This is a genomic window from Leptospirales bacterium (assembly GCA_019694655.1).
Classification (GTDB): Bacteria; Spirochaetota; Leptospiria; order Leptospirales; family Leptonemataceae; genus SSF53.
This window is the reverse complement of sequence record JAIBBN010000005.1, coordinates 35,914-55,227: the sequence shown is the minus strand read 5'-3', so window position 1 is coordinate 55,227 and position 19,314 is coordinate 35,914. Positions and strand designations below refer to the sequence as shown.

General features: G+C 60.1%; 18 protein-coding genes. 13 read left to right on the top strand and 5 right to left on the bottom strand.

The genetic code is table 11. From position 1 onward, the window contains the following. Nucleotides 1-13 precede the first annotated feature (13 nt). Nucleotides 14-1,885: an ABC transporter ATP-binding protein/permease gene (locus tag K1X75_09815; protein ID MBX7058347.1), complete on the bottom strand. Its 1,872-nt coding sequence runs from the start codon at nucleotides 1,883-1,885 to the stop codon at nucleotides 14-16. A 135-nt stretch (nucleotides 1,886-2,020) separates the two neighbouring features. On the opposite strand from K1X75_09815, the gene K1X75_09810 reads away from it, so the two are divergent. From K1X75_09810 to K1X75_09790, 5 genes are all read left to right on the top strand, one after another. Next, the gene (locus K1X75_09810; protein MBX7058346.1) at nucleotides 2,021-3,025 is read left to right on the top strand and encodes a hypothetical protein; all 1,005 of its coding nucleotides are present in this window, start codon (nucleotides 2,021-2,023) and stop codon (nucleotides 3,023-3,025) included. A 143-nt stretch (nucleotides 3,026-3,168) separates the two neighbouring features. Further along, the gene (locus K1X75_09805) at nucleotides 3,169-3,879 is read left to right on the top strand and encodes an SDR family NAD(P)-dependent oxidoreductase (protein ID MBX7058345.1); all 711 of its coding nucleotides are present in this window, start codon (nucleotides 3,169-3,171) and stop codon (nucleotides 3,877-3,879) included. Between the two features lie 62 nt (nucleotides 3,880-3,941). Next, nucleotides 3,942-4,868, top strand: a complete 927-nt coding sequence (locus tag K1X75_09800) for an AraC family transcriptional regulator (GenBank protein ID MBX7058344.1) — start codon at nucleotides 3,942-3,944, stop codon at nucleotides 4,866-4,868. 130 nt (nucleotides 4,869-4,998) lie between these two features. After that, entirely contained in the window at nucleotides 4,999-5,397 is a 399-nt protein-coding gene (locus tag K1X75_09795) for an Hsp20/alpha crystallin family protein (GenBank protein ID MBX7058343.1), read from the top strand. Between the two features lie 29 nt (nucleotides 5,398-5,426). Continuing rightward, entirely contained in the window at nucleotides 5,427-5,816 is a 390-nt protein-coding gene (locus K1X75_09790) for an Hsp20/alpha crystallin family protein (protein MBX7058342.1), read from the top strand. Nucleotides 5,817-5,856: 40 nt separating this feature from the next. Here the strand turns inward: K1X75_09790 and K1X75_09785 are convergent, their stop codons facing one another. Next, a complete protein-coding gene (locus K1X75_09785; protein ID MBX7058341.1) occupies nucleotides 5,857-6,381 on the bottom strand; it encodes a DUF4442 domain-containing protein in 525 nt (174 codons plus the stop codon). An 87-nt stretch (nucleotides 6,382-6,468) separates the two neighbouring features. On the opposite strand from K1X75_09785, the gene dcm reads away from it, so the two are divergent. Together dcm and vsr are read left to right on the top strand one after the other, a co-directional pair. Then, entirely contained in the window at nucleotides 6,469-7,629 is a 1,161-nt protein-coding gene (dcm, locus tag K1X75_09780; GenBank protein MBX7058340.1) for a DNA (cytosine-5-)-methyltransferase, read from the top strand. After that, nucleotides 7,626-8,081, top strand: a complete 456-nt coding sequence (gene vsr, locus K1X75_09775; protein MBX7058339.1) for a DNA mismatch endonuclease Vsr — start codon at nucleotides 7,626-7,628, stop codon at nucleotides 8,079-8,081. Before dcm ends, vsr begins: the two co-directional genes overlap by 4 nt. On the opposite strand, the gene K1X75_09770 is transcribed toward vsr, so the two are convergent. Then, on the bottom strand, nucleotides 8,044-8,733 hold the full coding sequence (locus K1X75_09770; GenBank protein ID MBX7058338.1) for a hypothetical protein: 690 nt from the start codon (nucleotides 8,731-8,733) through the stop codon (nucleotides 8,044-8,046). The genes vsr and K1X75_09770 overlap by 38 nt on opposite strands. A 213-nt stretch (nucleotides 8,734-8,946) precedes the next feature. On the opposite strand from K1X75_09770, the gene K1X75_09765 reads away from it, so the two are divergent. Further along, nucleotides 8,947-10,215 (top strand): LysM peptidoglycan-binding domain-containing M23 family metallopeptidase, encoded by a 1,269-nt coding sequence (locus K1X75_09765; protein MBX7058337.1) that lies wholly within the window; start codon nucleotides 8,947-8,949, stop codon nucleotides 10,213-10,215. Nucleotides 10,216-10,237: 22 nt separating this feature from the next. Here K1X75_09765 and K1X75_09760 read toward each other — a convergent pair whose 3' ends face one another. After that, a complete protein-coding gene (locus K1X75_09760) occupies nucleotides 10,238-11,455 on the bottom strand; it encodes a hypothetical protein (GenBank protein ID MBX7058336.1) in 1,218 nt (405 codons plus the stop codon). 54 nt (nucleotides 11,456-11,509) lie between these two features. Between K1X75_09760 and K1X75_09755 the strand changes: the two genes are divergently transcribed. Continuing rightward, the gene (locus K1X75_09755) at nucleotides 11,510-12,235 is read left to right on the top strand and encodes a rhomboid family intramembrane serine protease (protein ID MBX7058335.1); all 726 of its coding nucleotides are present in this window, start codon (nucleotides 11,510-11,512) and stop codon (nucleotides 12,233-12,235) included. Nucleotides 12,236-12,269: 34 nt separating this feature from the next. Here K1X75_09755 and K1X75_09750 read toward each other — a convergent pair whose 3' ends face one another. Beyond that, nucleotides 12,270-13,496 carry a hypothetical protein gene (locus K1X75_09750; GenBank protein MBX7058334.1) on the bottom strand — a complete coding sequence of 409 codons (1,227 nt, stop codon included), beginning with the start codon at nucleotides 13,494-13,496 and terminating at the stop codon, nucleotides 12,270-12,272. A gap of 199 nt (nucleotides 13,497-13,695) precedes the next feature. On the opposite strand from K1X75_09750, the gene K1X75_09745 reads away from it, so the two are divergent. From K1X75_09745 to K1X75_09730, 4 genes are all read left to right on the top strand, one after another. After that, on the top strand, nucleotides 13,696-14,538 hold the full coding sequence (locus K1X75_09745) for a hypothetical protein (protein ID MBX7058333.1): 843 nt from the start codon (nucleotides 13,696-13,698) through the stop codon (nucleotides 14,536-14,538). Nucleotides 14,539-14,557: 19 nt separating this feature from the next. Next, on the top strand, nucleotides 14,558-17,800 hold the full coding sequence (locus K1X75_09740; protein ID MBX7058332.1) for a SpoIIE family protein phosphatase: 3,243 nt from the start codon (nucleotides 14,558-14,560) through the stop codon (nucleotides 17,798-17,800). A gap of 180 nt (nucleotides 17,801-17,980) precedes the next feature. Beyond that, the gene (locus tag K1X75_09735) at nucleotides 17,981-18,811 is read left to right on the top strand and encodes a metallophosphoesterase (GenBank protein ID MBX7058331.1); all 831 of its coding nucleotides are present in this window, start codon (nucleotides 17,981-17,983) and stop codon (nucleotides 18,809-18,811) included. Further along, the gene (locus K1X75_09730) at nucleotides 18,808-19,296 is read left to right on the top strand and encodes a glutathione peroxidase (GenBank protein ID MBX7058330.1); all 489 of its coding nucleotides are present in this window, start codon (nucleotides 18,808-18,810) and stop codon (nucleotides 19,294-19,296) included. Before K1X75_09735 ends, K1X75_09730 begins: the two co-directional genes overlap by 4 nt. The last annotated feature ends 18 nt before the right edge of the window (nucleotides 19,297-19,314 follow it).

Here is a 19,314-nt window from a genome sequence, read left to right as displayed (position 1 = left end):
CCTTGAGTCCGACTTATGCCCCGGCGTCGGCCAGGGCCGCATCCAACCGCGAACGCATCTCGTCCGCCTCGCGCTGTTTGTTCCACATCGCCGCGTATTCGCCGTCCAATTGCAACAGCTGTTGATGCCGACCGCGCTCCACAATCTGTCCCTGCTTGAGTACCAGGATTTGGTCAGCGTCCACAACGGTCGATAGTCGATGGGCGATCACCAGCGTCGTCCGATTACGACTGACTTCGCGCAGGGCGGCCTGAATGTCCTTTTCGGTATGCGAATCCAGCGCGGAGGTAGCTTCGTCGAAAATCAGTATTTCCGGCCCCTTGAGCATCGTTCGGGCAATGGCCACGCGCTGCTTCTCGCCTCCGGAAAGCTTCAATCCGCGTTCGCCAACCGGCGTGTCGTAGCCCTGAGGCAAAGATTGGATGAATGCATCAATGCTGGCCATCCGCGCCGCCTCTTCAATCTCGCGTCTTGTGGCGCCATCCCGTCCGTAGCCAATATTGTAGCCGATGCTATCGTTAAACAATACACAATCCTGTGGAACGACGCCCAGGGCAGCGCGTAGCGAATGCTGGGCGACCTCGCGTATGTCCTGACCATCCAACCGTATCGCGCCCTCGCTTACATCGTAGAATCGAAAGATCAGCCTGGCGATAGTCGATTTTCCGGCGCCGCTGGGACCGACAATTGCCACCGTTTGTCCTGGCTCGGCGCAAAAATTCAGGCCGCGCAAGATTTCCCGTTCCGGCCCGTAGGAAAAACTAACCTGGTCAAATTCGATACGACCGCCTGCCGGGGACAGCGGCGGCGCTCCGACCACATCCTGCACCTCTGGCTGAATTGCCAGCAGCTCGATCATCTTGTCCATGTCGACCAGACCCTGCTTCAGTTCTCGGTAGACAAATCCCAGAAAATTGAGCGGCATATACAATTGAATCAAATATGCATTGACCATCACAAAATCGCCCAGCGTTCTTTCGCCGCGCTGAACGCCTTGCGCCGCCAGAATCATCAACGATGCCAGACCGCCAGCGATGATCAGCGCCTGACCGACGTTCAACAGCGACAGACTGGTCTGGCTGCGCAAATAGGATTGCTCGTAGGAAGCAAGCGATTCATCAAAGCGCTGGTATTCGCGCTGCTCCGCTCCAAAATACTTTACCGTCTCAAAGTTTAACAGGGAATCGATGGCCCTGGCGTGGGCGCGATTGTCGCTCTCGTTCATGCGCCGGCGATGGATGGTTCGCCATTCGGTGATCAGCAGCGTATAGACGACGTAGAGCGTGATGGCGCCGCAAACGATCGCCGCATACTGCCAGCCAAAGAGTCGTCCGAGTACAACGGCTACAACGATGATCTCCAGGATCGTGGGGGCGATGCTGAAGGTCAGAAAACTGAGTACAAAATGGACGCCCTTTACGCCGCGCTCGATCACGCGCGAAAGTCCGCCGGTCTGACGCGAGAGGTGGAATTGCAGGCTCAATCGATGCAGGTGCTCAAAAACGCGCAGCGCCAGTTTGCGCTGCGCGTGCTGGGTGTTGCGCGCAAACAGGAAATCGCGCAATTCTCCAGCCGCCTGGCTGATCAGGCGCGAGGCGGCGTAAGCCAGGGTCAGCGCCGCCGGCGCAAGCAGCCAGATCGGCAGCGCCGCGCGCCAGCCCTCGCGCAGGACGCCGCCCGGCGCAAGCGAATCCACTGCCAGCTTATAGGCATAAGGCGTAGCTATGCTGGCCAGCTTGGCCAGCAGGAGCGCCGCGCCGGCCAGCAGCAATCGCAGCTTGAGATCCGGTCGGTCGGCGGGCCACAGCTCGCGACCCAGCGCGGCCAGAGTGCGGCGGCTGGCGCCGCGCCTGGATTCGCGCAAGGGGTCGAAAGTCTGATTCATATACGGCCAGCAAAGCGCCGGCCGCAACCGCCGGCAACTCGCGCTTGGATGACGCAAATTTGAAAAATGCCTCGCCTGGCGCGGAGGTCGGCGCCTGGCTGGACGAACCGCAATCGTCCCCCGCCGATGTAAGGAATGCAATCAGTGCACGCCAGGATCAAAACTTATCTGGCGGCGCTTGCCCTGAGCGCCGCTACTTCTGGCAGCTTCTGCTATTCAAGCGAGGGAGGTTTCGATCCAGAAAGAAGCCTGTTGCTCCTGCCCCTGATCGGCAATGGCGTGACCTGGACGAACCTGCAGGTTGTCATCGCACCCAATCAGTTGCCGCCCTATGATACGGCCGATGTAAGCGGACCTACGGTGCTGCGCGACGGAAACCTTTTCAAAATCTGGTATGCCGCCTCGGATGGCGGCGGCGTGGAACGCATCCTCTACGCTGAGTCCATCGATGGCATCCACTGGAGCAATTTTCAACTCGCGGTGAATGTAGGCGCCTCGGGCTCCGGCTTTGATACCCTTCGAGTCTATTCGCCGATGGTGATCAAGGAGGCTTCGATCTACCGACTGTGGTATTCAGCCAGCAATGGAACCTCGCGAACTTTATATGCTGAGTCGAGCGACGGATTGAACTGGAGCGGATTTACAGTAGCCCTGGCGCCTGGCATAAGCGGACAGGGATTTGATACAATGCACGCATTTTCGCCGATGGTAGTCGATCGCTACACAATGTACTATAGCGGCGTCGTCATGGAATCGTATCAGGTCTACCGCCGCGGACGCTGCAGCTCCAGCGATGGACGCGTCTGGAGCAATTGCACGCTCAATCTCGACATTGGCACACAGGGCGCATTGGATACGCACAACATTGGCCGGCAGGCCGTTTTCCACGATAGTACGCGCTATAAAACTTGGTACTCCGGTTCCTCTACAGCTTTCAACTACGACATCATCTACTGCGAATCGCTCGATGGGTTGCACTGGGGCGCCTGCCAGCCAGCTATCGTGCGCGGCTCGCTGCCGCCATACGATAGCAATTCAGTCAATGGCCCTACGGTGCTTGCGGATGGGGGCATCGGCAAAATGTGGTACACTGCTGCCGATGGGGCGACGGCGCACATTGTTTACGCCGAGTCGCGCTGAACCAGGGACGCAACAGGCTGCCGCAGCACAGCGCCAAAATCCTGACCGGAATGGACTACTGACGACCGGATGCGATTAGCCAGCCTTGCCTGGCTGCAGCATACTTCTGGCGTAGAGTTCACACGAACTCAGGAGCAAAAGAAATGGATCTCAAGAACAAGACAGTGCTGATCAGCGGCGCAAATCGCGGCATTGGCCGCGCCCTGGCGGAGGCCGCCCTCGCCCGCGGCGCGCGCAAGGTTTATGCCGCTTCGCGCAACGGCCAGCCAGGCTGGTCGGCGTCCGGATTGCAAGCGCTGCAGCTCGACGTAACCGATGAGCGCAGCGTAAAAAAGGCGGCAGACATTGCCCAGGACGTACAAATTCTGATCAACAATGCCGGAGTCCTTGACTTTGGCAATCTGCTGGAGGCTTCGCTGGATTCTTTTGAAAGACTGATGAACGTCAATCTGTGGGGCAACCTGCGCATGGATCGCGCCTTTCTTCCGGCGCTGAAGCGCAACGGCGAGGGCGCCATCGTGAACATCCTTACGCTGGTCTCGTTGATCAGCGCGCCGGGCATGGCCGCCTACTGCGCGTCCAAAGCAGCCGCCTATTCGCTGGCTCTCTCGCTGCGCGCCAGTCTGGCCGAAAACGGCCTGCGTGTATTGAATGTTTTTCCCGGCGCAATTGACACGGATATGCTGGCCGGCGTTGAAATGGCAAAGACCGCGCCGGCCCATGTAGCGGCGGAGGTATTTCGAGCGCTGGAACAGGGGCGGGAAGATGTCTTTCCAGATCCGATGTCAGAGTCGGTCTATGCCGCCTGGCGGGCCGACCATAAGAGCGTTGAGAAACAATTCGCGAGCATGTAGTTGCCGGGCTCGTCGGATGCTGCGCAACTGCGCAGGTCCGACAAGTCGCCGGGGATTTGCTTATGAAATCGCAACCTTTGTCTGAACAAACGCCTGCATCGGAAGGACGGCGCGCCCGGATTGTACCCCGGGACCTCCTTTCTTTGACCGGCGTCACAGTCATCGCCGCCGCCGGCGATTCGGCGCTGCTCTTCAAGCGACTGACTGCGCCGCTCTACGAGCAGCCGATCCTTTCGCCTGCCGCTTCCCTGACCATTGTGCTGCGCGGACGCAAGGAGCTGCATTTTTCAGGCGGGCGCCGGGAGACCTTGCGCGCTGGCGACGCGCTTTTTCTGGCCCCGGAAATCTTCAAGGTTTCCGATCTATTTACCGCCGCCGATGGGGTCTTCGAACAGTACCTGCTCTTTTTCGATCGCACGCTACTGCTGGAGTTCCTGCAGGAACGACCGCTGCGACTGAAAGGCGCCGCGCTGCCGCCGCCGGCATTGAGAATTGAGGCCAGCGCAGCGCTGAAACGTTATCTTGCTTCTGTGTCTGGCGCCTTTGGCGGCGGCGCGCGCAGCAATGCACGCATGCTGCGCCTCAAACTGCTGGAGTCGCTGGAGCTAATTGATCAGGCGGACCGCAGCCGGACCTTTGCCGACTGGCTGTTTCAGACATTGCACCGACAGGTTCGCGATCCATTGCGGCTGGTCGAAGAGCTTTACGCCAGTCGGCTCAGTCTGGAGGACTTCGCATCGCTCTGCAATTGCAGCCTGTCCTCCTTTCAGCGCGCGTTTCGCCGACAAACGGGGCAGAGTCCTGGCAAATGGATCCAGCGCAAACGAATGGAACACGCCCGGCGCCTTCTTTCGCGCCCGGAGCAAAACGTAACCGACGCGGCCCTGGCGCTGGGCTACGAAAACATTTCGCACTTCATTCGCATCTTCCGCCGCGCCTTCGGTTTGAGTCCAGCGCAGTACAGGCAGCGGCAATTCGACCAGCGCTGACATCGCGACGCCAACCTGACACTCTGGCGCCCATCGAAGTACAGAATCGCCGGAAAGGCCCTGTTGGAAGGGCAGCGCCCTGGCATGAGCCCTGCAATGCAAGGTCTATCCATACCTGTGGAGGACCCAAATGCTACGATACAGAAGCCCATTCACATTCAGCGCGCCCTTCTGGGCGGAACTATTTCCGCAGGGACGCGTCAACGAGCAGTATCCGCCAGTGAATCTGCACGTCAAAGGCGATCGCGCCACGCTGACCGCGCTCTTGCCCGGCGTACAGCTGGAAGACATCGAGATCAGCATCAAGGACGATCGCCTGCGTCTGAGCGCCGAACGACGCGACGATGCTCCGGAAGGTTCTACGACCCTGCGCCGCGAACGCTCGCGTGGAAAATTTTCGCGCACCGTGCAGCTGCCTTTTCGCGCCGATAGCGAACACGCCACGGCGCGCCTGGAACGCGGCGAGTTGCGCATTGAAGTTCCGCGTCTGGAGGCCGATAAGCCGCGTCGCATTGCCATCAGCGCTTGAATGCAACGACGAAGCCAAGGAGGAATACCATGAACCAGGAAATCAATGTAAGTCGAGATAACAGCACGGTAGAACGCGAGGCGCATCGCCCGGAAGTCGCTCCAGCGGTGGACGTCTACGATGCCGCCGAAGCAATTACCCTTGTCGCCGACATGCCCGGCGTCGCCGAGCAGGATCTGGAAGTGACCCTGGAGCGCAGCACCCTGACCATTCGCGGCAAGGCGCTGCAACTGGCAACCGCCGACAAGGACGCCGCCAGCTATGCCGAGTATCGCCTGGTCGATTACTATCGGGCCTTTTCGGTTTCCAGCGAGATCGATGGCGAGCATATCTCGGCCAAACTCAATGCCGGCGTGCTGCGTCTGACCTTGCCCAAGCGCCAGCCGAACGTTCGCAAGATCGAGGTGCTTGGCGCCTGATAGGACGGACCCGAGCATTGCAACCCGGCGACGCCGTCGTTCACAGAGCGGCGGCGTCGCCCTTTTTCTTGCGAGGCGGAGGAGTGCGGCGCACATAGAGTTGCTTCCATACCCGCGCCACCGGACGCTCTTCTGCGTCCAGCACCAGAGCCTCGTATTCGCGCTGCGTTTTTCGATCGCGCGCCACGGCGCCGCGAATTGCTTCGATTTCGCCATCGGAAATTTCGAAACGAGCGCGCACCGTTCCGTAACCCGGGCGCAGGAAATCGATGCGCGCCGCCTGGTCCCAGACGATGTAATCCTTGCCCAGCCGATTGATCAGCAGGAACATATAGAAAGGATCGCACATCGCGTAGAGCGAACCGCCAAAGTGCGAGCCAACGTAATTTCGATTGAAGAACGTATCGCGCAGCTCGACTTCAACCCATCGGAAATGCGGATCATAGTCGGCGACGCTGACGCCAGCGCCCAGGTAAGGCGCATACAGATTGAGCGCATGCCGAAAGCCAAGCAGCGAGCTGGTCGCCTGCCAGAGCGGGGCCGTGCGTTGTTCAGGCGAATCCATACGACAGCTCCACGCGCCCGGCAGGGGCGTCAAGACCGGCGTGAAGTCATTGACCGGCGCTGAACAAGCATGCGCGCTGTCCTCGCCATGGCGGGGCGCAGAGGCATGCTGGAGTTTTTTGCCGGCGGCGGCATGGCGGCTTGCGCGCTGCAACGCAACTGGCAGGTGCTGCTGGCCAATGAAATTTCGGCTTCCAAGTCACAGAGCTATCGCGCAAATTTTCCCCGGCACAGGCTGATTGAGGGCGACGTCGCCTCCCTTCGCCTGGAGCAACTGCCGCACGATGTTGAGCTGGCCTGGAGCAGCTTCCCCTGTCAGGATCTTTCGCTGGCCGGACGCGGTCGCGGCCTGGCCGGCGAACGCAGCGGCGTGTTTTTTCACTTCTGGCGTCTGATCAAGGAATTGCGTCGCGGACAGCGCGCCCCAGGATTGATTGCAATTGAAAATGTTATCGGTCTGGCCAGCCGGCGCGAAGGCGCTGATCTGCTGGCATTGCTGGACCTGCTGGCTGCCGAGGACTACTGGATTGGCGCCCTTGCTCTGGATGCGGCCCACTTTCTGCCGCAATCGCGGCCTCGATTGATCGTACTCGGCGTGGATGCGCAGCGCATTGAGCGCGCCGCCCTGCTTGCAGAAGGGAATGGCCGAGAGGCCGAAAAAGTTCGGTGGGATGCGCCGGCCTTGCAAAGGCTGCGGCAGCGTCTAACGCCGCATTTGCAGGAGCGCTGGATTCCATTCCATTTGCCTGAGCCGACCGCAGGCAGACCGCAGCTCGAGGCAATTCTGGACGAGCAAGACGTCGAGTGGGATTCAGCGGCCAGCACCGCGCATTTGCTTTCCCAGATGAGCGCCACACAGCGCGCCCGGCTGGAGCAGGCGCGCAAGGCAGGCGACTTCTGCGGCGCGCTCTTTCGTCGCACGCGGCGAGACAAAGACGGGCGGTCGGTGGTGCGCGCCGAATGTCGTTTTGACGGTATGGCCGGCTGTCTGCGCACTCCGGCGGGCGGATCGTCGCGTCAGATCCTGCTGCAATACCACAAAGGACGTCCGCGCAGCAGGCTCTTCACGCCGCGAGAAACTGCGCGTTTGATGGGCCTGCCTGACACTTACATCCTTCCGCAGCGGGCCAACGAGGCCTACCGCCTTACGGGCGATGGCCTCGCCGTGCCGGCCGCCGCCTTTCTCGATCAGCACTTGCTCACGCCACTCTGCAAACGCCTGCGGCCGCGCCCTGCCGTCGCGCCATGAGCGATGTCTTTGACAAACTACAACGTAGCGCAGTGATGCGCAGCGTTGCATCCAGAGATACGGCGCCGGAACGTCGCGTCGTCGCCGCTTTGCACCAGATGGGCCATCGCTTTGCACAGCACGACGCCCAATTGCCGGGAATTCCCGATCTGGTGCTGCGCAGAAGACGACTGGCGATCTTTGTGCACGGCTGCTTCTGGCACGGCCATGACGGTTGCAAGCACGCCCGCCGGCCGACCAGCAATCGCAGCTACTGGGATCGCAAACTGGACGGCAACCTGCGTCGCGACCGCAGCCGACGACGGCAGTTGAATCGGCTTGGCTGGAGGACGGCGGTCATCTGGGAATGCCAGACGCGCGACGTCCCCTCCCTGCAGCGTCGACTGCAATCGATTTTGCGACGCTGTGCAGCGCCTACTGGCGCAAATCGGAATCCTCGATCGGAAAAGTGAATGTCTCGCTGCTCCGATCAATATCAATATTGAAGGTGTACTGACGATCGTCTTCGCCGGCTGCCATCACATTGTAGCGAACAGCCTCCTGGGAGGTAGGGATAACAAGTTCCAGAGTCTGGCCGCGGGCCAGGGTGGTTGTCTGTCCCAGAAAGTCGACGCCCCACGAACGCGAATCATGCGGCGAGACGAAAACAAGTCGCATTGTCTGACTGGCAATATTGCGAAAACGCAACTTGGCCAGGCGCATGCCGCCCAGGGGGTCCGCCGAATGGGAGCTCTGCAGGGCGACGGATTGGTTCTGACGGTCATCACAGACTTCAAAGCCCTGAATACGGAAGGTGCTGTTATCGGTGTGCACGCCCATAATATCAAAGCGTCCGCAGGCTGCAGCGTAGTGCAGATAGAAACCGGCGCTGGCGCCCTGGGCCAGGGTCCGTGTAGCGCCCAGTACATCGGGACCCCAGTACTGGCTGTCCGAAGGCGAAATAAAGAGCAGTTTGAGCGTACCGCCAGTTTGATTGGTTACAGTCAGCAGCCGCACCTGGCCCGAGACGCCGGAAGCGACGCCCCCGGCGCTGGCGCAGGAGATTCCCGCGGCCAAAAGCGTCGTGAGCAGAAATATATTGCTAAGGCGCATCCATCGTTGCATACTTTCCTCCTCTCGCAAACGGGACCGCATACTCGGTCTTCCGATGGAATTGACAAGGTATTTCCGAGAAAATGCCGGAAAACTGAGGCGCTTCCGCTCGATCTGTAGAGCCGCCGCGCCGATTGTTGTTGCCGCAAAAGGCGCCTGCTGTGACACGCTCAGGAGCCCAAAAAAACCGGCATTTTGAGGCGCATTTTGTCGAAAACTAAAGCAATGATCGTCGGCAACGCTCAACGACCCTGGCTGTTCTCTGGGCGGCGGCTGACTTTGACGCTGCTGTTGCTCCCGGCAATTCTCCTCGGACCGGCGGCGCATGCCGAGGGTCGTCCCGACTACTACCGCGTACGCAACGGCGACACGCTGAGCGGCATTTCCCAGAAATTCCGCGTGCCCCTGCAGCGCTTGCGACAGATGAATGGACTGCGCCCCGGTCAAACGTTGCAGGCTGGTCGCACGCTGAAGGTCGGCGTGCGCCGCAGCCGAGCGCAGCCTGCCCATCGCCCAGAACCAGTAGGACAGCGCTGGCGACCGATGGGACCCGAAACGCAAACGCTGCTGCCGCTCAACTACAATGCGCCGGCGCCGGCCAAATTGATCTTCCGCAATGCCGATTTCGAGGCTCGCCTCTATGCGCGCAGCTTCGCGCAGGGTAATGCCGCATATCTGGAGATTCTTCCGCCCTCCGGTCGCCCGGCCCTCCCCGCTCATTCCATCATCGAAGCAAAGTTCGGCGGAGAGCTTGTGCCGCTGACGGCGACGCGCTTCGGTTACGCCGCGGTCTTTGCCCTGGCGCCGGATAGCGGCGCAGGTAGACAGCGCCTCGAACTGCGCTTTGGCGCGCAGCCTGCCATTCATCAGTATGGATACAATGTTGCGGTCCGTCGCACGGCATTTCCGGCGACCGCCTGGCGCGTAAACGTCGGACCTCCGGAAAGCAGAAGAACGGCTGATCCGGCTATTGTCGCGCAGCGCGCCGAACAGGCGCGGCGCGAGGGAGAGAAGAAGGCGCGCGTATTTGCCTTGAACAGCGCCAACATGCTGACCAATCGCACTGCTCATCCGCGCGATTCGCATAAAATTACTTCGCAATTCTTTACCTTGCGACGCATCTACCGTTTTTTCTACCGCAATCGTCGACGCATCCAGGATTCAACGGGATCCTATCGACATCGCGGCCTTGATTTACGCGGCCGAATCGGCGATCCGATTTTTGCCATGGCCAATGGTCGCGTCGTCTGCGCTGAACGAATGCGCGGCGAGGGCAACTTCATCGTCATTGACCACGGCAACAAAATTTTTACCGGTTACATGCATATGAATCGCTTCAATGTAAGCGAGGGCCAGTACGTTCAAGCCGGTCAGCTGCTTGGAGCGGCCGGCGCCACTGGCAACGTCACCGGGGCTCACCTGCACATGAGTCTGTGGGTTCGCGGCGTACCTCTGGAAGCGCTCAGTTTGCTTTCATTGCCTATTCGCTTCTGAATCCGCGAACTGGCCGCTGCGCTCAGTCGCCGACAAGTTGTCGATGAAGTTCGATTGCCGCTGGCGATTGACGACGCTCGATCCGATCAAAAACGGCGCTTACGCCGGTCTGCTGCAGCAGCCCATCCTCGGCAGTTACGCCTGCGATGCGCACCGAAAAGCTATGTCGCCCCAGAAGCGAACTCAATCTCAATAGCTCGCCCTCCCGCTCTTCGGCGAAATGTTGCAGCAGGGCGCGCAGTGCGGCGCGCAATGTATCGATTTCCTTGGCATGCAAACGCGCCGGCAGATTGGCCGTCGTCCGCCGCAGCCACTCCTCAATAAGATGGGGCGCCGCGGCCAGCCGGTACTCGCTCTTCTCGGCCTGAAAGGCCGCCAGCATCGCCTTTTCACCTGGCGGGTGCGCCAGCCGTTCCCGTTCGGCTTTGAGGTCTTGATTGGCAAAATTCAAATTGAGATTGGCAACTCGCATCTCGCGATTGATGCGTTCGACCTGATTGCGCGCCTGACGCGCACGCAGCAGGTAATGCAAAAGAGCGAACATCGCCGTGAACACAATCGCAATCACCCCGATGGCAAAGCCAAGGGTTCGATCGGCCTGTGCGCGCGCGGCGCGTTGCACGCTGGCCACATCGAGGGCCGCTTCCAAAAGGCCAACAATAGCGCCGCGGCTATCGCGAATGGGTGCATAGGCTGAAATCCATTCGCGACCGGAGGCAGAAGAGAGGTAGATGCTGGTGAAGGCCGAGCTCGCTTTCCCGGCAAGGACCTCGTCCATTTCAAGTCGCGCTGCATAGCGTTCGCCGACAAACGGACGGGCATGGGCCATAAGCGCCCAGCGCAATTGCCCGGGCTGCTCGGGATCCTTGACAAACACATAGAGATTGTTGGAGCTGAAGCCCAGAAAGCGCTGAGCGTCAATCGCCGTCTGTAGCTGCCGGCGCAAGAATTGAAAGTCATCGCGCTGCTCGGCGCCAGCAAAGCGCCGCACATCAGGCTGACCTTCGCTGTCGATGCCGTAGAGGCGCGACAGTTGATCGCCATCCAGCGCGCCCGCCGCCGAACGGGCAATGGCCGCCAGCATGTCGCCCGTCGATCGGCGGGCATTCTGCATCGATATCTCGTAGTTGTAGAAGGCCAGGGCGCCGCCGGAGGCGGAGAGCAGCACCAAAAATAGGCCGGCGAAGTAGGGCGCGACTCGCTCCGTGCGACGTCGAGGCGGGATCGTTGGTGGATTCATGATTCCTTCTATTTATACGTAGACGCGCGGCCGGCGAATCGGTATCAGATAAGCGTGCGATTGCGCGAAGCCAGACCAAGATGTAGCGGCCGGGGTGCCCTTGGCGCAGCGAGCCTGCTTGTTCTGTTGCTGGCTGCGGCGCAGGCGTTGCTGGCGCTTTCGGGCCGGCAAGCGCAAGAGTTTGGAATTCAGGCCGGGCGTTGGCCGCCCTGGCCGGGATTGATTACAGCTCCGCTCGTGCACGCCTCCACGCTCCATCTGATCTCCAATCTCGTTCCGCTTTTTTTTCTGTTCGCGGCGACGATCTACCTCTTTGGTCGTCTCGCGCTGCTCGGTCTTACAACATTTTGGTTCGCTGGCGGACTGCTGGTCTGGGGCCTGGCGCGACCGGAGATCCACCTGGGCGCAAGCGGCCTTGTCTATGGCCTTGCCGCACAACTCTGTGTGGCCGGCTTGCTCTACCGCGATCGGGCGGCGCTTGCCATTGGGCTTCTGCTGGGAATTTTTTATGGAGGAATGCTCTGGGGAATCTTTCCGCGCAATGATGGCATTTCCTGGGAGTCGCATCTGGCCGGCGCCAGCCTGGGCGCAATCGTAGCCGCAATGCAGAGACTGCTCAGTCCTCCGGCTGATGATCCAGGAAACGAAGCTGACGAAACAGCGGACGCAGAGCAAGGGTTCGATGCATCAGACCCGCTCGATCAGTACTTCGATGACCTGGATAGCGACGACGATTCGCTGGAACAGGAAGCAGAAGACAACGCTGGCGCACGGCGCTGAATCGGCGCCGCCGCTTTGTACCACATATAAGGCCTCAGGCCTGGAGCGCTTTCCTGGCCGCCGCTTCCGCCGCCAGGCGAGCGCACAGCAAACGGTAGGCCGGAAGCAGATCGACCGCCGTGGCAATCCCGCCGCTCACCGAGTCCGCTGCGTTCATGATCGAAGGCATGTATGCTTGCAGCTTCTGAGCCAGGGGATCAACGTAGAGCTTCACCTGAGACAGAGCCTGACCGACGCGCGCCGTCAGCTCGCCCAACACGCTTTGCGCTTCCTGCGCTGCGCTGGCGTTGGTAAAGGATGAGAAGCGTTGCTCCATGGCCGGACGATGCTGTTCGATGATGCGTCCGATCAACTGAGCGCCCTCCTCCATGAGGTTATCAGTAAAGGGCAGCGCCAGCTCCACGCTGGCAAAGTACAGCGCAAGCTCCTGGCCGGCTGGAAGATCTAGGAAGGCCTTAACCTTATCCACGGGCCCGCCCGGAAAGAGCCGAGTAATCATATAGCCAATTGATAGCGCCTTGATGGCGGCATCGGCCGCTTGCTGCGGATCCGCCTCGAAGGTGCGCTGATTTTTCTCTTTGATTCGATCATAGACGTTCTTGATGCCGGTGAAGACGCCCAGACCGCTATCAATGGCATCGAGAGCGCGCCCGGTCTTGACCACCTGCGCGTAGGGCTCTTCGGCGGCGATGACTGTAGCGCGCTGGACGACGCTGGCGTCCGCCGCCGGATTGAGCCGGCGTACAGCGCCTTCGACATTGAAGTAAGTGCGAAAATCGGGCGCAAAGGGCAGTACGCCAAAGAGCGTGCGCAGCAAGCGCACGGTAACATCGTTATCGTTGAAATCAACCAACTGCTCGTCGATGCGATTGGCCGAGAGCCCGGCGGAGGCGGTCACGCGCGTGCGCAAGCGATCGGTTTCACGACTGGACGCTTCGCTGCGCGCTTCCGCCAGTATCAGGTATTCTTTGCGCGAAAGTAAGGCATGTATGAAGGAGACTGGCCAGGCGAGAAACCACGCGCCGATCAGATAGTCGACCCAGGGCGCCGCCGGGGCCGCGCCCTCTTCCGTGCCTGGAAGGTATGCAACAAAGGCGACCGTCAGCCCGAGGTAGAGCGCGCCGGCAATCAGGAGCTTCGCCCGTCGCACCAGCAGGCCGGCAATCAGGAAAGCCGGGCCATTCAGCGTCGGAACCAGCGTCAGCAAGATCCACCATGATTGCAAGAGTTCCCAGCCGCTGCCTTTGCGAGTCGTGCTCATGCCTGCTCCCTGCGCCAGAATGCCGGCGTCTGCGGGGAAAGCATCTTCGCTATGTAAGGACCGCAACTCCTTTTGCACGCCGGTCGAGCGGCGATGGATTGCAGCAAAATTGAAAAAAATCGCTTCCGATTTTGCGATGCCTGGCAAAGCTTTGTGACCCGCGCCCCCGGCGCAACCTACCTGAGGAGTACTACTGAAAATGGCGGCAAACCTGGAACAATCCCTTGGAAAATTCAACCAGGACGATCTTACAGTTAAGATCTGCGGAACGATTTTCAATACTCTGCCAGGAGGCCCCCCCTATCAGTTCTACAATACGCTGGATGGCGCTGTGCAACGCGTCGGCGGCGATCTGGAAAAAACACGAGCCCTGGCCGCCGCCGACGATGGCAGCAAGGCCTTGTGGGTGGCCGAAGCCCTGGATACCAGCGACAAGCTGATTGCTGGACTGACCGGCGTAAAGAATCTGCTCTCGCTGTTTGGCAGCGCGCCGCGCAAGCGGACTTTTGAAGCGGATGACACCCAGGCTGCGGATGCCGCTTTAAAAGGCGTAGGGCTGGCTTATATGATCTACCGTCTTTTCCCCGGCGACGTAGCACAGAAGCTGAGTCTATTCAAAGAGCTTCCGGCAGGCGTGGAAATCGCCACCTACTATGTGGCTGCGGATGTGGCTCTTCCCTTTGCCGACAACCTGGCGGAGGCCGGCGCCGGATTGTTTAAGAAGCTGATGAATTCACAGAATGCCAGCATCGCTTCCAAATTTTCGGCCTTTGCCGGCGGCGATGCACTCGGACAGGCGACCAGCGTCTTCGGTCAGCTGAGCGAGCAGCTGGAACAGTATGCAGTGGTCGCCAAAGGACATGTGCAGCCGTTGCTGCAGAAGGTGCAATCCGTACTGCCCAGCGGAGCAACCATGATGAACGTCGCCGACTCGGCAACAGGCGTCGCCGCAACGGGACTGGATGTGCTTCCAGTCTATGAATTCCTTGGAGCGCGCCTGGTCGCCGAAGCCTGCGCCATGCGCAGCGCTCGCGGCATTTGATCTCAGAGGCGGCGTCGCCATGGCCAGACTCGTCCGCAGAATCACGCTGATTCTGCTGGCGAGTCCGCTGCTGTTTTTGCTGAGTTTCTGCCAGCCTGCGACGCCCTTTCAGGCGCAGCGCGGTCTGGTCAATCTGCAGGACGCTGCCTCCCATTCCGGACCGCGGAGCATTGGCGGCCAGTGGGAAATCTACTGGGATCGACTCTATACGCCGGCGGACTTCGACCGGCCTGCCTTGCAGGACCAGCTGCAGCGCGAACGCGCGTACTTTCATGTTCCGGCGCGCTGGGACCTGCCTGGCCAGGCGCAGCAACGTTTCGCGACGCTGCGACTGCGCTGGCAGGGCGATTTCGACCGCGAGGCATTGTTGAGTCTGCGCTGGGCCAGCAACGCAGTGCGCCTGATGTGCGGCGCCTCGATCGATGAATCTTCCGGCGCGCCGGGCAGCTCCGCCGCTTCGGAGCGTCCAGGCTACCGTCCGCTGCTGTTGCCGATTACCGAGGAATGTCGCCATCGACGCGAAATTGTGCTGCAAATCAGCAACTTTCACTCTGTCTATGGCGGTCCAACGCATCCCCTGTTGACCGGATCGGCGGAGCAATTGTGGCAATTGCGCGCCGAACAGCTGGTGCAGGACATCAGCGTGCTCGGCCTCGCACTTGGTCTGGGCATCTATCATTTGATGCTCTGGATCTTTCGCCGCCGCGATGTCGGCAGTCTGTACTTTGCGCTGCTTTGCCTGGCCTTCTTGACGCGCGTCAATGACAACGCGGCGCTTCTACCGACGCTTTTTCCCGGCGAGGCCATCTTTCCAATCCATGCGCGCGCCACCTACATTGGTATATATATTCTTACATTCGCATTTGTGGAGTTTTTGCGTCGACTCTTTCCGCGCGAATTCCAGCGGCGCGTAAGCATTGGCGTCGCCTTGCTGGCTGGCGGCTTCAGCCTGCACGCATTGTTTGCCTCGTTGTTGAGCGCCAGCAAAGCGCTGGCCTTCTTCCTCTTTCCCATGGCTGCGCTGCTGGCCTACTGCGCGCTGGCCATTTTTGTCGCTGTCTGGCGGCGCCGGCGCGGCGCCCGCTTGATGTCAGCGGGGATCCTGCTGCTCTGCCTGGCCGGCATCAACGACATACTGGTGCAGCAATTGGTTTACAACGGTCCGCGACTGGCCCACGCCGCGTTCTTCATTTTTCTTTCACTACAATCGGCAATCCAGGCCGGACGCTTTGCGCGCAGCCTGGAGCGCAGCGAGCACCTGGGCCATCACCTTGAAAAGGAAGTGGAAGCGCAGACGCAGATGCTGCGCGATGCAAATCGTCAGCTGGAAGAGCTGGATCTTCGTCGAACCGCATTCTTTCAGAGCGTCTCCCATGAGCTGCGAACGCCCCTGACCTTGATCCACGGTCCTCTGGAGTCCGCGCACAAGCGCAACGAGGCGCTGCCGCCGGACATTGCCGGCATGGTGCTGGCCAACTCTCGCCGGCTGTTACGTCTGGTTAATCGTTTGATGGACATGCAGAAAATTGCCGCCGGGCAGATGCAGCTTGATCCGCAACCGCTGCCAATCAGCGCTTTTCTGGAGGCCAGTCTCTCGGCTTTTTCGCCCTACGCCCAGTCGCGTGGCATCAATCTGGACCGCGAGCTGGGCGAAGATTTGCCCGTAGTTCTGGCCGACCCCGACAAACTTGACAAATGCGTTTACAACTACCTCTCCAATGCGCTGAAATTCACGCCCGCAGGCGGACGCGTTGTGGTGCGGGCCAGCGCTGAACGCGGCGGCGTACTCGTTGCCGTTAGCGACACCGGGATTGGCGTGAGCGAAGATCGCCAGGCCGAGCTCTTTCGTCGTTTCAGCCACAGCGAAATCGGCCTGCTGGGACAGGAAGGCTCCGGCCTTGGTCTGGCAATGGTCAAAGAGCTGATCGAGATGCACAACGGCGAAGTTGGTTTGCGCAGCACGCGCGGCGCCGGCAGCGAATTCTGGTTCTGGCTGCCGGCCGCTCCGCCCAATACGACGCCGCTGCGTCGCCATTTTCATGAAGGCCGCTTGCGGGCGCTGGTAGAATTGAGCGATGTGGCCAGCGGCGCCGAAGCCTCGGTCGCAGCGGCGCCCGCCGAATTTCGCAATCAAGAAACCGTTATCAATCTGGCGCGCAACGCCACAATCTTGATCGTAGAAGATCATCCCGATCTGCGCAATTATCTGATTCACCTTTTACATCGAGAGGGATACCGCACGCTAACCGCCAGCGGCGTACAGGAGGCGCTATTGCTGCTGCGGCGCGAAAGTCCTGATCTTCTCATCACCGATTACATGATGGGCGATCAGAGCGGCCTGGACCTGGTGCGCGAAGTGCGTCGACAGGATCGCACGCGCAGCGCGCCGATCCTGATGTTGACCGCCTGGAGCGAAGAAGGAACCCGCCAGGAAGCCGCTGCGGCTGGCGTGGATGCATTCCTGGCCAAACCCTTCCATGACGGCGAACTTCAATCAATCCTGCGCAATCTGCTCTCGCTGAAATCGGCGGAGCGCGCCTACTTGAGCGAAACCGAACATGCCCGGCGCATCCAGCAGAGTATCCTCCCTGCGTTTCTGCCAGAAGTCCCCGGTCTTACCCTGGCTGCACGCTACGAGCCGCTGCAGGAAATTGGCGGCGACTTCTACGATGTCACGCTGCATCGCGATGGATCACTGAGCGCCTACGTGGCCGACGTCGCCGGACACGGCGTTTCCGCGGCGCTGGTCGCCACCATGGGACAGATCACTCTTGGCTCGGCCGCCGACGCCGCAGCCGACCCGGCGCAAGCGCTCAGTCGGGCCAACGCCTATCTCAATGATCGCACTGCCGGCAATTTTCTGACCTGCTGTTTCGTGCGTATCAGCTCCGATCGGCGCAGCGCCGCCATTGCCTCCGCCGGGCATCCGCCCAGTATGCTGCTGCGCCGCGGCGCCGTACAGCTGCTGCAGGCGTCAGGCCGGGCGCTGGCGCTAACCCCTGATCTGCGGTACCAAAATTTGCAGGTTGCGCTGACGCCGGGCGATCGCCTGTTCCTCTATACCGACGCGCTCTACGAAGCGAGAAATCCAGATGGTCAGCTATTTGGCGAGGAGCGTCTGCAACGCTTGCTGGCCGCGTCGACAGAACTTGCTCCGTCCGAATTCCTGGATCGTTTGCACGGCGAAATCTTGCAGTTTCGTCGCCAGGACTCCATGGAGGACGACTTTACAGCCATTGTCATTGACCTAACGGACGAATGAAACACAGCCCGCCGGCGCGCGGCAGGAACTTGCGTCGGAAGCGGCGCCTTACAGGGCCATCTGCGTCGCAGCTTTTGCACGCCGGAGCGAATTTGGTTCGCCGTATCGATGGCTGCAGAGCGACATGGACGGACTTTTTCAACAGCCTGCTGGCGCAAGGCTGAGCGAAGCGCTTCTGTCATGAAATTGAAACGCGGGAAAACCTATCAGGGACTCTTCCTTTCGGATGTCCACTATCTTCTGGACAAGCGAATCAAACCGCACCACCATAAAGAACTATTTCGTTTGCTGGATCGCCTCGCCAGGCGGAAGATCAAATTCGTAACCATCTGCCTTGGCGGCGACATCATCGAGAACTGGTTCTTCGACGGCGTTGAGATGATCCAGCGCAACGAAAAAAGATTCTCCAAGCTATTTGATCGCCTGGATGCCATAGGCGCCTCGGGGGGGCGAAAAATCTATATTGTTGGCAACCATGATACGACTGCCTTCACGATGAAACTGCATCGCGACGTGGAACGGCGCCTGCTGCAGCGCGGCTGGGAAATTGCCGAGCAGGCCAGCGGCGATGGGTGGACGGCAATCCACGGCCACCAGGGCCAATACAATCGTCTGACCTGGGCGCTCAATGTCTTTGGACTTCGCCTGCTGCATCTGATGGGCCTGCTGTCGCCGCGCGCCTTCCGCTTTGCCGAGCGATTCTACGACTCGCACTTAAATCGACAGGACCCGGCAACTCCCGAAGAAGAGCTGCACTTCTATCGCAAATTGAGTCGTATCAGCCGACAGAGGGACCGCATCCTTATTTGCGGTCATACACACACGCCGCTTTGCCTGCCGGAACTGCGGCTGCTCAACAGCGGCGATTGGCTGGAGCACCGCAGTTTCTTGCTGCAGAAGAAGCGTCGCTTTTATGGCGTGCGCATCGCGGCCAACCGCGAGTGGCAGGAATTGTTTCATCTGGACTACAAACCGGATAGCCAAGAGGGACACGGAGAGGAAGAGGTATGAGCCAGTCCATTTATGAGATCGAAGTCCGCGCCATCGATGGGAGTGCGCACAGCCTGGAGCGATATCGCGGAAAGGCGATGCTCATTGTGAATGTCGCCAGTCAATGCGGATATACGCCGCAGTACTCGGGGCTCGAGGAGCTGCATCGCAAGTTTGCCGAAAAAGGCCTGGTGGTTATGGGCTTCCCTTGCAATCAATTTGGCCAGCAGGAGCCCGGCGAGGAGCGCGAGATCCAGGAATTCTGCACCTTGAACTACGGCGTGGAATTTCCAATGTTCGCCAAAGTGGATGTCAACGGCGAGGGCGCGCACCCCCTTTACCGCTTCTTGAAAAGCGAACGCGCCGGCTTGCTTGGTACGGAGGCGATCAAATGGAACTTTACAAAGTTCCTGGTTGGCCGCGATGGTCAGGTTATTGCACGCTACGCTCCGCAGGTCAAACCGGAAGAGCTTGCCGCGCCCATTGAAAAGGCTCTGCTTGCCTGACGCTCTCTTCCAAAGACG